Annotated in this window: 15 protein-coding genes; 10 read left to right on the top strand and 5 right to left on the bottom strand. The window is 70.5% G+C overall.

The genetic code is table 11. The annotated features are described in order from the left end of the window. The first annotated feature begins 9 nt into the window (after positions 1 to 9). The 3 genes from BXA11_RS21340 (at position 10) to BXA11_RS21330 (ending at position 1934) form a co-directional block, all read left to right on the top strand. Entirely contained in the window at positions 10 to 633 is a 624-nt protein-coding gene (locus BXA11_RS21340) for a dihydrofolate reductase family protein (protein ID WP_076437123.1), read from the top strand. Positions 634 to 727: 94 nt separating this feature from the next. After that, on the top strand, positions 728 to 1267 hold the full coding sequence (locus BXA11_RS21335; protein ID WP_030512139.1) for an NUDIX domain-containing protein: 540 nt from the start codon (positions 728 to 730) through the stop codon (positions 1265 to 1267). A 118-nt stretch (positions 1268 to 1385) separates the two neighbouring features. Continuing rightward, positions 1386 to 1934, top strand: a complete 549-nt coding sequence (locus BXA11_RS21330; protein WP_030512140.1) for a dihydrofolate reductase family protein — start codon at positions 1386 to 1388, stop codon at positions 1932 to 1934. 9 nt (positions 1935 to 1943) lie between these two features. Here BXA11_RS21330 and BXA11_RS21325 read toward each other — a convergent pair whose 3' ends face one another. Beyond that, positions 1944 to 2369 (bottom strand): nucleoside deaminase, encoded by a 426-nt coding sequence (locus BXA11_RS21325; RefSeq protein ID WP_076437121.1) that lies wholly within the window; start codon positions 2367 to 2369, stop codon positions 1944 to 1946. Further along, positions 2366 to 3214 (bottom strand): LLM class flavin-dependent oxidoreductase, encoded by an 849-nt coding sequence (locus BXA11_RS21320; RefSeq protein WP_076437120.1) that lies wholly within the window; start codon positions 3212 to 3214, stop codon positions 2366 to 2368. Before BXA11_RS21320 ends, BXA11_RS21325 begins: the two co-directional genes overlap by 4 nt. A gap of 93 nt (positions 3215 to 3307) precedes the next feature. On the opposite strand from BXA11_RS21320, the gene BXA11_RS21315 reads away from it, so the two are divergent. Then, a complete protein-coding gene (locus BXA11_RS21315; protein WP_076437118.1) occupies positions 3308 to 3769 on the top strand; it encodes an Lrp/AsnC family transcriptional regulator in 462 nt (153 codons plus the stop codon). 34 nt (positions 3770 to 3803) lie between these two features. Here BXA11_RS21315 and BXA11_RS21310 read toward each other — a convergent pair whose 3' ends face one another. Continuing rightward, positions 3804 to 4349, bottom strand: a complete 546-nt coding sequence (locus tag BXA11_RS21310) for a MarR family winged helix-turn-helix transcriptional regulator (protein WP_083744466.1) — start codon at positions 4347 to 4349, stop codon at positions 3804 to 3806. Between the two features lie 91 nt (positions 4350 to 4440). On the opposite strand from BXA11_RS21310, the gene BXA11_RS21305 reads away from it, so the two are divergent. Further along, positions 4441 to 6711, top strand: a complete 2271-nt coding sequence (locus tag BXA11_RS21305) for an LLM class flavin-dependent oxidoreductase (RefSeq protein WP_076437115.1) — start codon at positions 4441 to 4443, stop codon at positions 6709 to 6711. Between the two features lie 115 nt (positions 6712 to 6826). Further along, positions 6827 to 7945 carry a hypothetical protein gene (locus BXA11_RS21300; protein WP_204053759.1) on the top strand — a complete coding sequence of 373 codons (1119 nt, stop codon included), beginning with the start codon at positions 6827 to 6829 and terminating at the stop codon, positions 7943 to 7945. 19 nt (positions 7946 to 7964) lie between these two features. Here the strand turns inward: BXA11_RS21300 and BXA11_RS21295 are convergent, their stop codons facing one another. Next, positions 7965 to 8918: a helix-turn-helix transcriptional regulator gene (locus BXA11_RS21295; protein WP_076437111.1), complete on the bottom strand. Its 954-nt coding sequence runs from the start codon at positions 8916 to 8918 to the stop codon at positions 7965 to 7967. Positions 8919 to 9014: 96 nt separating this feature from the next. Between BXA11_RS21295 and BXA11_RS21290 the strand changes: the two genes are divergently transcribed. Together BXA11_RS21290 and BXA11_RS21285 are read left to right on the top strand one after the other, a co-directional pair. Then, positions 9015 to 9572 (top strand): DinB family protein, encoded by a 558-nt coding sequence (locus tag BXA11_RS21290; protein ID WP_076437109.1) that lies wholly within the window; start codon positions 9015 to 9017, stop codon positions 9570 to 9572. Between the two features lie 85 nt (positions 9573 to 9657). Then, positions 9658 to 10122 (top strand): GNAT family N-acetyltransferase, encoded by a 465-nt coding sequence (locus BXA11_RS21285; RefSeq protein ID WP_076437107.1) that lies wholly within the window; start codon positions 9658 to 9660, stop codon positions 10120 to 10122. A gap of 58 nt (positions 10123 to 10180) precedes the next feature. Here the strand turns inward: BXA11_RS21285 and BXA11_RS21280 are convergent, their stop codons facing one another. Next, on the bottom strand, positions 10181 to 10732 hold the full coding sequence (locus BXA11_RS21280) for a TetR/AcrR family transcriptional regulator (protein WP_076437105.1): 552 nt from the start codon (positions 10730 to 10732) through the stop codon (positions 10181 to 10183). Positions 10733 to 11112: 380 nt separating this feature from the next. On the opposite strand from BXA11_RS21280, the gene BXA11_RS21275 reads away from it, so the two are divergent. Beyond that, entirely contained in the window at positions 11113 to 11991 is an 879-nt protein-coding gene (locus BXA11_RS21275) for an alpha/beta fold hydrolase (RefSeq protein WP_076437103.1), read from the top strand. Between the two features lie 83 nt (positions 11992 to 12074). Beyond that, the gene (locus BXA11_RS21270) at positions 12075 to 12986 is read left to right on the top strand and encodes a helix-turn-helix domain-containing protein (protein ID WP_076437101.1); all 912 of its coding nucleotides are present in this window, start codon (positions 12075 to 12077) and stop codon (positions 12984 to 12986) included. Positions 12987 to 12991 lie beyond the last annotated feature (5 nt).

Raw genomic sequence — 12991 nt, 5'->3', positions numbered from 1 at the left:
GAGATCCAGATGCGCAAGATCGTCGCCAGCTTCTTCATGTCCCTCGACGGCGTCGTCGAGGCGCCCGACCAGTGGCACTTCCCCTACTTCAGCGAGGAGATGGGTGCCGCCGTCGGCGCGCTGATGTCCGAGTCGGACGCGATGCTGATGGGCCGGGTCATGTACGAGAGCTGGGCCGCCTACTGGCCCGGCAAGGCCGGCACGGACGACCCTTTCGCCGACTTCATCAACAACATCCCCAAGTACGTCGTCTCCTCGACCCTCGACACGGTCGAATGGCAGAACTCCACCCTCGTCACCGGCGACTTCGCCGAGGAGATCACCAAGCTCAAGCGGCGGCCGGGCAAGACGATCGGCATCAGCGGCAGCACCGAGCTCGTGCGCTCGCTGATGCGGCACAACCTGCTCGACGAGCTCCGGCTGCTCGTCCACCCGATCGTCGTGGGGAAGGGTCAGCGGCTGTTCGAGGAGGGCCTGGAGATCCCGATGACGCTCGCGTCCTCGGAGACCTTCCCGACGGGCGTGCTGTCCCTCGCCTACCGGCCCGCCGCCGACCAGAGCACCGCCGACCAGAGCACCGCCGACCAGAGCACCGCCGACCAGAGCACCGCCGACCAGAACACGGGGGAGTGACCGCCGCGGCCGGACACGCGCCGCCCGGTCGTGTGTCCCGCGCGCCTCTCGCGTACCCGGACGTGCGGCCGGAGCATGGGTAGTATCCGGCCATGTGACCGAAGCGCAGCCCGTGATCCGGCAGGTGTCCTCCCGAATCGTCTACAGCAACCCGTGGATGACGGTCCGCGAGGACGCGATCGAGCGCCCCGACGGCTCTCCCGGCCTGTACGGATACGTGGTCAGGCCCGACTTCGTGCTGATCGTGCCGGAGGAGGACGACGGCTTCCACATCGTGGAGGAGTACCGATACCCGATCGGCCGCCGTTCCTGGAGTTTCCCGCAGGGCGGCGCCGAGGCGGACAACCATGAGGACGAGGCCCGGCGCGAACTGGTGGAGGAGACCGGGCTCCGGGCCGAGCGGCTGCGCTACCTGGGGCACATGGACAGCGCCCACGGGATGACCGACCAGGGGCTGCATGTCTACGTGGCCACCGGCCTCACCAAGGGCGAACCCCAGCGCGAGCACACCGAGCAGGACATGCGCCAGCGGTGGGTGCACCACACCGAGTTCGAGCAGATGATCCTCGACGGCGCCGTCAGCGACTCGTCGTCCGTCGCCGCCTACCTGCTCTGGCGGCTCCGCCGGGCGTGACCCCGGTGGTCCGTCTTACCGGCCGTACGGCCCTGTCGGTTTTGTACAAGACCCGCGCCGGCGTTCCCGCATAGTCTCCCTCTGCAGCCAACGGCATACGGCTAAAGGAGCGGAACACATGGCCAGGATCGTCGCCAACTTCTTCATCTCGCTGGACGGCGTCGTCGAGTCCCCCGACCAGTGGCACTTCCCCTACTGGAACGACGAGATGGGCGCCGTGATCCAGGCGGGCATGCAGAACTCGGCCGGGATGCTGATGGGCCGCACGCTGTACGAGGAGTGGTCCGCCTACTGGACGACGACGGACCAGGACCCGGAGATCGCCGAGGCCTTCAACAACGCCCCGAAGTATGTGCTGTCGAACAGCCTGGAGAAGGCGGACTGGAACAACACCACCGTCGTCAACGGCGACGTCGCGGCCCGGGTGCGCGAGCTCAAGGAGCGGATCGAGGGCGGCGACCTCCAGATGTCCGGCAGCGCGACGACCGTGCGGTGGCTCCTCGCCCACGGGCTGCTCGACGAGCTGAACCTGCTCGTCCACCCGATCGTCGTCGGCCGGGGGCAGCGGCTGTTCGAGGACACCCCGACCCACAAGCTGAAGCTGGTGAAGTCCGAGACGTTCAAGACCGGCGTGCTCAACCTGAGCTATGTCCCGGACGCCGGCTGACGGCGCGCGTCAGAGGTAGTACCCCTCGACCGGCACGCGCGCCTCGTCGAAGAGCGCCGGCCCCTCCTGCCGGAAGGACGACGGGCCGGCCGGCGGCTTGAGCCCGCCGAGCTGATCGGTGGACAGCGCGAAGACGACACGGCCGAGCCCGGAGCGCTCGATGGCGCCCGCGCACATGCCGCACGGCTGGCAGCTCGTGTACATGGTGGTGCCGGCCGCGTCGGCCGGGTCGAGCTCGCGGGCGGCCCAGCGCGCGAGCTTCAGCTCGGGATGCGCGGTGATGTCGGCCTCCGTGAGCGAGGTGTTGCGCTCCTCGGCGAGCACGTCGCCGTCCGGGCCCACCAGCAGCGAACCGAACGGCGGGTTGCCGCCCGCTCGCGCCTCGGCGGCCAGCTCGATCGCCCTGCGGAGGAACTTCTCGTCGCCGGGTGTCATGGGTGCTCCTTCGTGTACGCGGCGGCCACTGTCTCGAGCATGTGCCACGCCGTCTCCGGATGGTTCGTCTCGCCGGGGTCCCCCTGGAAGGGGTCGAGCAGGACGGTCTCGGCGCCCAGGAGGCGCAGCCGTTCCAGGTCGGCCATCACCTGGTCGATGGTGCCCTCGCCGGCCCGGCGTCCCTCGCCCGTCACCGGAGCGCCGGTGAGCCGCAGCAGGATGCGCGGGGCGAGCACGGGTGCGGGACGCCCCAGGCTCTCCGCGACGGCGCCCAGCCGGTCCATCCGCTCGTCCAGCCACGGAAGGGTGAAGCGCAGCGGATGCCACGCGTCGCCGAGGAGCACCGCCCTGCGCAGAGCGGCGTCGCTGCCGCCGCCGACCCAGATCGGAACCTGCCCGGTTCTGTAGTCCTTTTCGTTCTGCCACGCCAGGCGCATCGTCCGCAGGTGCTCGTCGGTCAGCGCGCCGCGCCGCTCGTACGGCACGCCCAGCGCCTCGAACTCCTGCCTGGCCCAGCCCACGCCCACGCCGAGGACCAGCCGTCCCCCGCTCAGATCGTGGAGGTTGGCCGCCATCCGGGCGGTCAGCAGCGGGTGCCGGTAGGGCAGGATCAGCACGGTGGTGCCCAGCCTGATCCTGGTGGTGATCCCGGCGAGCCACGACAGCGTGGTGAAGGGCTCGTAGAACGGCGCGGGATACTGCTCGGCCACGTCGGGGGTCACCACGACGTGATCGGAGACCATGAGCAGGTCGAACCCGAGCCCCTCCACCGTCTCGGCCCAGCCGCGCAGCACGTCCGGGCGAGTGCCCGGCCCGAAGTTCGGGACGTTGACGCCTAGTTTCACCGCACCAGCGTATTAAGGCGATCACTTCGTCCGGAAGAACGAACTCCCTGGTTATCGGCGGTTCCGCCGTGGATTCCCCGGTATATTCGGCCGATGGCCGAGAGTCTTGACGTGACCGACTGGTCCATCCTGGCCGAGCTGCAGCGCGACGGCCGCGTGCCGCTCACCGAGCTGGCCCGGCGGGTCAGCCTCAGCCCCTCCGCGACGACCGAACGGGTACGGCGGCTGGAGGCGACCGGCGTCATCAGCGGCTATCGAGCGGTCGTCGACCTGGGAAAGGTCGGTTACGCCGTGCTCGCCGTGGTGCGGCTGAAGTATCCGGGCAGCCGGCACGAGCCGCTGCACCGGCTGCTCGGCGAGCGTACGGAGATCCTGGAGTGCCTGCGCACCACCGGCGACGACTGCTACACGCTGAAGGTCGCCGCGACCTCCATGGCCCACCTGGAGAAGGTGATGGACGAGCTCGCCCAATTCGGCAGCACCACCACCAACATCGTCTACAGCGAGACGCTCCCCTACCGCGGGCCGCATGCCCCCGTGCCGTCGAGCGCGTAGCCGAGGCCCCCGGACTTCCAGGCGCCGGCGGGGGTCACGCCTCCTGCGTCAGCGCGGCCGATCTCGCGACGGCCGCGCAGCGGTCCTCGCCGGGAGCCGCCCCGCTGGCGGCGTGCTCCAGCAGCGCCAGGAGGACCCGCCGGTCCTCGGACGGAAGGGTGGAGAGCAGCTCGTCCTCGGCCTGCGCCACCCGCGCGTCCACCTCGGCGAGGACCCGCCGGCCGTGGTCGGTCGGCACGATGCGCCGCGCCCGCCGGTCGGCCGGGTCCTGCCTGCGCTCCAGCAGCCCGCATCCCTCGAACTTGTCGAGCAGGTAGGTCATGACCGTTCGGTCGATGCCGAGCCGGGCGGCGAGCGCGGCCTGCGTGGGCGGGGTCTCGTGCACGACCGCCGAGAGCACCTGGTAGCCGCGCACGCCGTGCGGCAGGTCGCGTGACGCGTCCTCGACGCGTGCGCTCCACTCGCGCAGCAGCACGGTGAGGGACCACCCGAGCACAGAACCGTGCGACGAACCCTGCGACGAGCCCTGCGTTGAAGCCTGCGATGAGGTCGTCGTGGAGTGGGGTGCGCGTGCGGTCACGCCCTCCACTCTAGCCCGGAATACGATGACCACTCGATAAGTTGTGCCACATATAGTCTGTTCGACAGATTAGTTTTCTGAGAGGCCCGGCATGACGGACTACGGCCACGAACTGGCCTTCGGCACGTTCCTCACCCCCCAGAACCAGGACCCGCAGGGGCCGGTCCGGCTCGCCCAGGTCTCCGAGGCCGCCGGGCTGGATCTCGTCACATTCCAGGACCACCCGTACCAGCCGGGGTTCCTGGACACCTGGACGTTGCTGTCCTGGGTGGCCGCGCGGACCGAGCGGATAACGGTCTCGGGCAACGTGCTCAACCTGCCGCTGCGCCCGCCGGCCGTGCTGGCCCGCGCCGCGGCGTCGCTCGACCTGCTCTCCGGCGGCCGGTTCGCCCTCGGCATCGGCGCGGGCGGCTTCTGGGACGCCATCGAGTCGATGGGCGGCACCCGCCTGACGCCGGCCGAGTCCGTGACCGCGCTGGAGGAGGCCATCGAGATCATCCGCGGCATCTGGAACGTACGCGAGCGCCGCATCCTCCGCGTCGACGGCGAGCACCACCGCGTCGCGGGCGCCAAGCGCGGACCGGCTCCCGCGCACGACATCCCCATCTGGCTCGGCGCCTACAAGCCGCGGATGCTGCGCCTGGTGGCACGCGAGGCCGACGGCTGGCTGCCCTCGCTCGCCTACCTCAAGGACGGCGACCTGCGGCGCGGCAACACGATCATCGACGAGGCCGCCGAGGAGGCCGGGCGCGACCCGGCGCAGGTGCGCCGCCTGCTGAACATCAGCGGCGCGGTCGCCGAAACCCACCAGGGCTTCCTCCAGGGACCGGTCGAGCAGTGGGTGGAGGAGCTGACCGCTCTGGCGCTGGAGGACGGCGTCGGCACGTTCATCCTGGGCTCGGACGACCCGCGGCTCATCCAGATGTACGGCGAGGAGATCGCCCCCGCCGTGCGGGACGCGGTGGCGCGCGAGCGGGCGGCCACCGGCACCGTCCCCGCGACCGCCCGACGCGGCGCCGCCGCGATCGCGCTGCGCCGCGACGGGATCGACTACGACAAGGTCCCGGTGAGCCTCGCGGCCGAGGCCGTCGAGCCCGGCGACCGCGCCTACGAGTCCGTGCGGCACAACTACCTGCGCGCCGGATCCCCCGGCCTGGTGCTGCGTCCCCGGACGGTGGGCCAGGTCGTCGAGGGGCTCGCGTACGCCCGGTCCCAGGACGTCCCGCTGGGCGTACGCTCCGGCGGGCACGGGATCAGCGGCCGTTCCACGAACGACGGCGGCATCGTGCTCGACGTCGGCGCGCTCGACGCCGTCGAGGTCGTGGATCCGGCCACCCGCCGGGTGCGGCTGGGCGCGGGCGCGACCTGGGGCCAGGTCGCCGAGGCGCTGGTGCCGCACGGATGGGCGATCAGCTCGGGCGACTTCGGCGGCGTGGGCGTGGGCGGCCTCGCGACGACGGGCGGCATCGGCCTGCTCGGGCGAAAGTTCGGCCTGACGATCGACCACGTCGTCGCCGCGGAGGTCGTGACCGCCGACGGGCGGGTGCTGCACGCCTCGCACGAGGAGAACCCCGACCTGTTCTGGGGTCTGCGCGGCGCCGGGGGCAACCTCGGCGTGGTCACCTGGGTCGAGATCGAGGCGATGGAGCTCGGCGACGTCGTCTTCTCCCAGATGACCCTGGACGCCCGTGACACGGCGGGGCTTCTGGAGCGCTGGGGCGCCGCGGTGGAGAAGGCCCCGCGTGAGCTCACGAGCTTCCTCATCCTCGCCCCACCGCGCCGCGGCCAGGACCCGGTCGCCCAGCTCATGACCGTGTACGCGGGCACGGACACCGAGGCCGCGGTGAGCGAGCTCGAACGGCTCGCCGAGGCCGGCCCGCTGCTGGGGCACCAGGGATACGTGCTGCCCTATTCGGGCGTGGTGCAGCCGGCCGAAAGGCACCACACCGGCGGCGGGAACCCGGCCGTGCGCTCCGGCCTGGTCACCCATCTCGACGGCGACGCGAGCCGCGCCTTCGAGCGGATGGCGCACTCCGGGCTGGCCTACTTCCTGCAGATACGCGCCACCGGCGGGGCCGCGCACGACCTGGCTCCCGACGCGACCGCGTATCCGCACCGCCACCAGAACTTCGCGCTCACCGCCATGGGCATGACCCAGTCGGCCCTGAACGCCGCGTGGGACGCCGAGGTGGCGCCGTACACCGACGGCCTCTACCTGTCCTTCGACACCGACACCCGGCCCGAACGGCTGCTCGACGCGTTCGGCGAGGCCAATCTCGCCCGGCTGCGGCAGGTCAAGCGCGCCTACGACCCGGACAACGTGTTCCGCGCGAACTTCCCCATCCAACCGGCCGACGGCTGACCCCCGCGCGAGCGGATCACCCGCCTGCGCGGGTGATCCGCTCACCTACTACCCTTCGGGCATGGCCGGCCGGAAGCCGAGTTCACCGCCACGACCGATCGCACCCGGGGACGTCGTGGCTGCGTTCTCCGAGTCTCTCGACGCGTGGACGGCCGCCCAGATCACCGGCCTCAATCCGGACTGGCAGACGGCGGGAGTGCTCGAGCTGGACTGGTCGGGGCCGGAGCCCGCCTCCGTGGCGGACCTCGGCGAGGTGTCGCCTCTGATGCTGACGCACGCGAACTGGTTCGGCGGCCTGTCTCATTGCAACTACGACTGGGTTCTGCCACGCAGCTACCGGGTCATCGGCTCGTTGCCGCTGTTGTGCACCGAGCCCGCACAGAGTTACTCGATCGGGTGGCGGCTCGGCGAGCAGCTCGCCCTGCAGAGGCGCTGGGACCGGGGTGAGCGCATCCCCTGGTCGGATCCGCGGCAGCTGAGCATCACAGGCGCGGACGTCGACCGGATGACGAGCGAACCGGCCGAGCCCCGCCTGGACATCCGCCACCTGCGCGTCACGGAGGTCGAGTCGCTCGACTGCGAGCGGCTCGCCGAGCGCTTTCCCGAGCTGAGGACGCTCTCCCTCTCCGGCGACCTCGGCCTGCTCGTCCACGCGTCCGCTCTCAACCGGCTGGCGTCGCTTCGACAGTTGTGGATCACCGATCTCTTCGGCATGAGCGCAGCCGATGCCCTGCTCCCCGAACGCGTTCCCACGCTGGAGTTGTTGTATCTGCGCAGCATCCCGCACGAGTACGCCGTGGCGATGCGATCGAGATGGCGCCCTCAGGTCGCGTACGGCACCTACGCCGACATCACCGCCGCCCGCAGACCCGAATGGATCGCGGAGAACCGCGGTAACCCGTTGCGCCACTGGGACGGTCGCGAGCAGATCAGCAGGACCTGCTTCAGAAAGGCCGTGGCGCAGTACAAGAAGACGCGGCTGGCACTGATCGCGGCGCTTTCCGACGGCTCTCAGGAGGACCGGCCGGCCCGGCTGTACGAAATCGGCCGCGAGTACGGTGAGGGTTTCAACCTGCTCGATCGCCGGACGGAGTTCATCGAGACCGTGGAACGCGAGGAACTCTTCGCCGCCCTCGACGTCATGGTGAGCGACGCGGAAGCGGCTCTCGGCGTACGACTCGAATCGGTGGCGGACATGCTCGCGGCCGGCGTGGACGCCGTACGCGACTGGTAGAACGCCGTCCGGCCGGGTGTCAGGCCCGTTGGAACCGGGCTCCCCACTCGTGGACCTCGTCGAGCAGTTCGGGCGGCGCGAGGACGCGGAACTCCGCGCCGGCCATACCCAGCGCCATGGCCGGCCAGTGCAAGGAGTGGGTGACCATCCGGATCCGGCAGCGTCCGGCGTCGACCTCCTCGACCGTGCACCAGTGGCCGATCCGTCGGTGCACGGTGACCGCCGGAGCCTCGACGAGCGCCTCCACCCGGTAGGGACGGGGCAGGTTGTCCATGGCGGCCCGGACGAACTCGGCGGCGTCGGCGGCGGGCAGGTCCCGGGGACGGAACCGGGTGCCGGCGCTCTCGGGCTCGGCCAGCCGGTCGACCCGGAAACTCCGCCAGTCGTGCCGGGTGAGGTCGTACGCGACCAGATACCAGCGGCGGCCGAGACGGACCAGCCGGTGCGGTTCGACGTGCCGCTCGGTTCGCCTGCCGTCCGCGGAGGTGTAGGTCATGCGGAGCTGTTCGCGGTCGCGGCAGGCCAGCGCGACCGCGGTGAGCACACCCGGGTCGACGCTCGTCCCGGCCTGGCCGTCCCATCCGGCGGGCACGGTCATCGTGCGCAGCGCCTCGACCCGGCGCCGCAACCGGGCGGGCATCACCTGCACCACCTTGGCCAGCACCCGCACCGACGACTCGGCGATGCCCTCCACCGCCCCCTGGACGGCGGTCTGCAGTCCCACGGCCAGCGCGACGGCCTCCTCGTCGTCGATGACCAGCGGCGGCAGTGCGGCGCCCGCGGCGAGCTGGTAACCGCCGTCGACGCCGCGCTGCGCCTCGACCGGATAGCCCAGCTCACGCAGCCGGTCGATGTCCCTGCGCAGGGTGCGTACGGAGACTCCCAGCCGTTCGGCCAGTTCACCGCCCTGCCAGTACCGGTGGTTCTGGAGCAGGGAGAGCAACCGCAGCGTCCGCGAGCTGGTGTTCGCCATGTCCCCGATTCTCGCGCCGATTCAGGTCAGAAAGTGGCCGCTATGGCTCCTAGCGTGGTCCTCGACCGAAGGCGGACCAACGGAAGGCAGACAACTGTGACCGTCAACGAGCTGGGCACTCCCGGCCTCACCGACACGCCGGCCGTCACCGGCGAGCGCGCCGACCTGCTGGCGGCGCTGGCCAAGAACCGGCACTTCCTGCGCTTCACCACTCGCGACCTGACCGACGAGCAGGCCGCGCAGCGCACCACGGTCAGCGAGCTCTGCCTCGGCGGCCTGATCAAGCACGTCACCCTGGTCGAGCGCAACTGGGTGGACTTCATCCTGAACGGTCCGTCGGCGATGGGCGACGCCACGACCATGACCGAGGCCGAACGTGCCTGGTGGGCCGACCAGTTCCGGATGCTGCCCGGTGAGACACTCGCCGGTCTGCTGGCCGCCTACGCCGAGGTGGCGCGCCGTACGGATGAGCTGGTGGCCACCCTGCCCGACCTGGACGCGACCCAGCCGCTGCCGAAGGCCCCGTGGTTCGAGGCCGGCGCGCGGTGGTCGGCCCGCCGGGTGCTGATGCAGATCGTCTCCGAGACCGCCCAGCACGCCGGCCACGCCGACATCATCCGCGAGTCCCTGGACGGCGCCAGAAGCATGGGCTGAATCGCGATCCGAGGCCGGCCGGGCTCTGCGAGGGCCGGCCGGAAAATGTCCCCGACATGGCAGTTACCGCCCGTATGGTCTTTTCGTGAATGAATCGCTACGGCTGGTGCCGATCACTCCTGCCAACGTCGAGACGGCCATCGCCGTCAAAGTCCGCCCCGGCCAGGAGCGCTTCGTATCGCCGGTGGCGAAGTCCCTGGCCGAGGCCTACGTGCAGCGGCAGGTGGCCTGGCCTCGCCTCATCCTCGACGGCGATCGTCCCGTCGGATTCCTCATGGCCTTCATCGACATCGACTGGGACGGCAAGGGGGTCGACTTCCGGTCAGGCCTGTGGCGTCTCAATGTGACAGCCGAGGCCCAGGGACAGGGGGTCGGCCGATTCGCCGTCAGGGCCGTGGCCGCCGAAATCAAGCGTCGCGGCGCCACGCGGATGTACGTCACGTGGGAGCCCGCGGAAGACGGGCCCGAAGGCTTCTACCTGAAGCTCGGGTTCCAGCTCACGGGCGAGGAAAGCGGTGGCCAGAGAGTCGGAGTGCTGGACCTGATCTAGCCGACCTGCCGCGGGCGGGCGGCGAGCTCACGACGAGGGCCGCGCACTCCGCGGGCGTTCACTCGGTCAGCCGAGCCGCCGCCTTCCGCGCCGCTCGCAGGATCTCTTCGGAGACAGGGGAGCCCGCCGTCGCTCGCGCGAGCAGGAGAGCGCCCACGAGGGTGGACAGGGCGGCCAGCCCGGTGTCCCCGGGCGCTATCCAGCCGGCCATGTCGCGAATTCCGGCGGCGTAGGTGTCGCGCCACTCGGGATCGCGGGCGAAATCGCCGGCGAACCCGGCTGCCGGGCATCCGTTGCCGGGGTCGTCACGCGCCTCGGGTGACAGGTAGGAGTCGATCAGCGCCGGCCACGCGGCATCGTGACCCGCGTGGTCGCCGTCCAAGGCCGCCAGATGCCGCAGCATGCCGGAAAAGGCCTCGGCCGTCGCCTCGTCGACGAGCGCCGCCTTGGAGGCGAACTGCTTGTAGAAGCCGCCCTGCGTCATGCCGACCGACTGCATGACGTCGGCGACGCTCACATGGCGCACCCCATTCTCGCGAAAGAGCCGCGAGGCGGATTCCACCACACGCTGTCGATTGGCCCGTGCCTCAGCCTGTGATACTCGGCTCATCTTCGATCCCTCGTCGCTTCGATCGATCACGAGAACGTGCCGGAAGCTTGATGCCAGGCGGCCGGGGCGGCGCACCCACGCGACAACCAGATTACAAGCGTAATCTATGCGCACCGTCCAGGTCCGGAGATCCGGGGAGCGCGACCGCAGACTCGCCAGCCCGGCCAGGGAATCACCCAGACCAACGTGAGGTGCATCACGAAACCCCGTCACACGCACACCCTTCTAAGATCATGAGTGTAATCTAAAGGCGGCTGCACGCCCCACGACGGGGAGCCCCTCCGAGGAGTCCCGATCTCGCCTGACGACCCCCGAGTCGGCGAAACGCCCCCGTCCGAATCCACCGATCGGTCGTCGGCCGACACACAAAGGGATGACGCATGAGTTCCACCACCTCCCGTTCCCTCGCGCGGGGAAGGCATGAAGTCAGCATCGAGGGCACGCGGCAGGTCTTCCACATCGCGGGCACCGGTCCGGTGTGCCTGGTGCATTCGGGAGGTCCCGGCATCGCCTGGGAGTACCTGCGGATGCCGGCCCTGGAAGAGCACCTGACCATGGTCTATCTGGAGCCGATCGGCACCGGGTCCTCCGGCCGCCTCGACGACCGCAGCGACTACCGGATCGACACCTACGCCCGGTTCGTCCATGGCGTGGTCGAGCATCTGGGCGCACCCACCGTCTTCCTGCTCGGCCATTCGCACGGCGGATTCGTCGTCCAGCGCTACGCGCTCGATCACCCCGATCGCGTCGCCGGAGCGATCCTCTACTCCACCTCGCCGGTCACAGGAGAGGAGTTCTGGGCCGACGCGATGGCGAACATCGGCAGGTTTCCGCAGCGCCTCCCGCACCGGCCCGCGGCCCGCGAGATCCCGGACGCGTTCCAGCGAGCGCTGGCGGCCCAGGACGACGAGGCGTACACCACGTCCCTGCGGGAGATCCTGCCGGCGTACTTCGCCGACTACTGGGCGCACGAGCAGGACCTGGCGCCGTTGCGCGCCGCCCTGAACGCGTGGATCGACCCGATGCACGGCGAGGAGCCCGCACCGTTCGACGTGCGGGACCAGCTTCGTTCCCTCGATGTGCCCACACTGATCATCTCCGGCGTGCACGACTTCTTCGGCGGCACGCGCTGGGCACGCGTGGCCCATGAGGGCATCACGGGCTCCCGCCTGACCGTGCTCGAGAACAGCGGGCACATGGGCCATCTCGAGCAGCCTCAGGAGTTCACCCGCGCGATCATCGAGTTCGTTCGCCCCTGACCGCCTGCCAAGGACGCCGGAGGTTGCCCAAGGCAGGCAGGCGGGCTTGAGTCTCGAGTAGCTCGAAGGTGCAGGCTCGTCGTGTGACTGACGGAACAGAGCTGTACACCGTGGGCCAGATCGCTCGGCGTACCGGTCTTTCGGTGCACACCATCCGCTTCTGGTCCGACAGCGGCCTCATCACGCCCACCGACCGCTCGGCCGGTGGGTACCGCCTCTACGACGCCGCCGCCGTGGCCCGGTTCGACCTGGTCCGGGCCCTGCGCGAACTCGGCATCGGGCTGGAGGCCGTCCGGAGGATCCTGGCGCGGCAAGCCACGGTGGCCGAGGTGGCCGAGGTGCACGCCCAGGCGCTGGACGCGGAGATCAAGGCTCTGAAGCTTCGCCGCGCCGTGCTCCGTACGATCGCCAGGCGCGGCGGCACAACCGAGGAGACGACGATGACGCACAGGCTCGCCCATCTGTCCGCCGCCCAGCGGCAGCAGGTCATCGACGAGTTCGTCGAGAACACGTTCTCGGGGATCGCGCTGGATGACGACGCCGAGGTGGTCGCCGAGTGGATGCGGGAGCTGCCCGGCGAGCTGCCGGACGACCCGGCACCAGGCCAGGTGGACGCCTGGATCGAGTTGACCGACCTGGTCACCGACGAGGACTTCCGGCAACGGCTCCGGCGGATCGCCCTGGCCGGCGCCTCATCCGTGGCGTCGCGCTACGGCCTTGAGCTCCGGTCGCTGGCTCTGCGGCACGCCGACCGGGCGAGGGCCGAGTCGATCGCACCTGACTCGGCGGAAGGCCGGTCGATTCTCGACCAGATCGTCGAGCCCGGCCTGCCGGGCGTTGAACGCGACGAGCTGCGTCGCTGGCTTGAGACCGTCGCCGACGCCCGGGTGGAGCGCTACTGGGAGCTGATCGCCGTGCTCAACGGGCGTGAGCCCGCCCCGCCGGCCATGCCCGCTCTCTCCTGGCTGCTCGCCGCCATGCGCGCCCACGGCTGAGCCGT

The organism is Microbispora rosea, assembly GCF_900156315.1.
Classification (GTDB): Bacteria; Actinomycetota; Actinomycetes; order Streptosporangiales; family Streptosporangiaceae; genus Microbispora; species Microbispora rosea.
The sequence above is the reverse complement of the archived record's forward strand: the minus strand, read 5'-3'. Positions and strand labels throughout refer to the sequence as shown.

Coding starts and splice junctions, on each gene's coding strand:
- BXA11_RS21340 (WP_076437123.1), top strand. CDS start 10: ATGCGCAAGATCGTCGCCAGCTTCTTCATGTCCCTCGACGGCGTCGTC.
- BXA11_RS21330 (WP_030512140.1), top strand. CDS start 1,386: ATGGCCAGGATCGTCGCCAACTTCTTCATCTCGCTGGACGGCGTCGTC.
- BXA11_RS21325 (WP_076437121.1), bottom strand. CDS start 2,369: ATGACACCCGGCGACGAGAAGTTCCTCCGCAGGGCGATCGAGCTGGCC.
- BXA11_RS21315 (WP_076437118.1), top strand. CDS start 3,308: ATGGCCGAGAGTCTTGACGTGACCGACTGGTCCATCCTGGCCGAGCTG.
- BXA11_RS21305 (WP_076437115.1), top strand. CDS start 4,441: ATGACGGACTACGGCCACGAACTGGCCTTCGGCACGTTCCTCACCCCC.
- BXA11_RS21295 (WP_076437111.1), bottom strand. CDS start 8,918: ATGGCGAACACCAGCTCGCGGACGCTGCGGTTGCTCTCCCTGCTCCAG.
- BXA11_RS21280 (WP_076437105.1), bottom strand. CDS start 10,732: ATGAGCCGAGTATCACAGGCTGAGGCACGGGCCAATCGACAGCGTGTG.
- BXA11_RS21275 (WP_076437103.1), top strand. CDS start 11,113: ATGAGTTCCACCACCTCCCGTTCCCTCGCGCGGGGAAGGCATGAAGTC.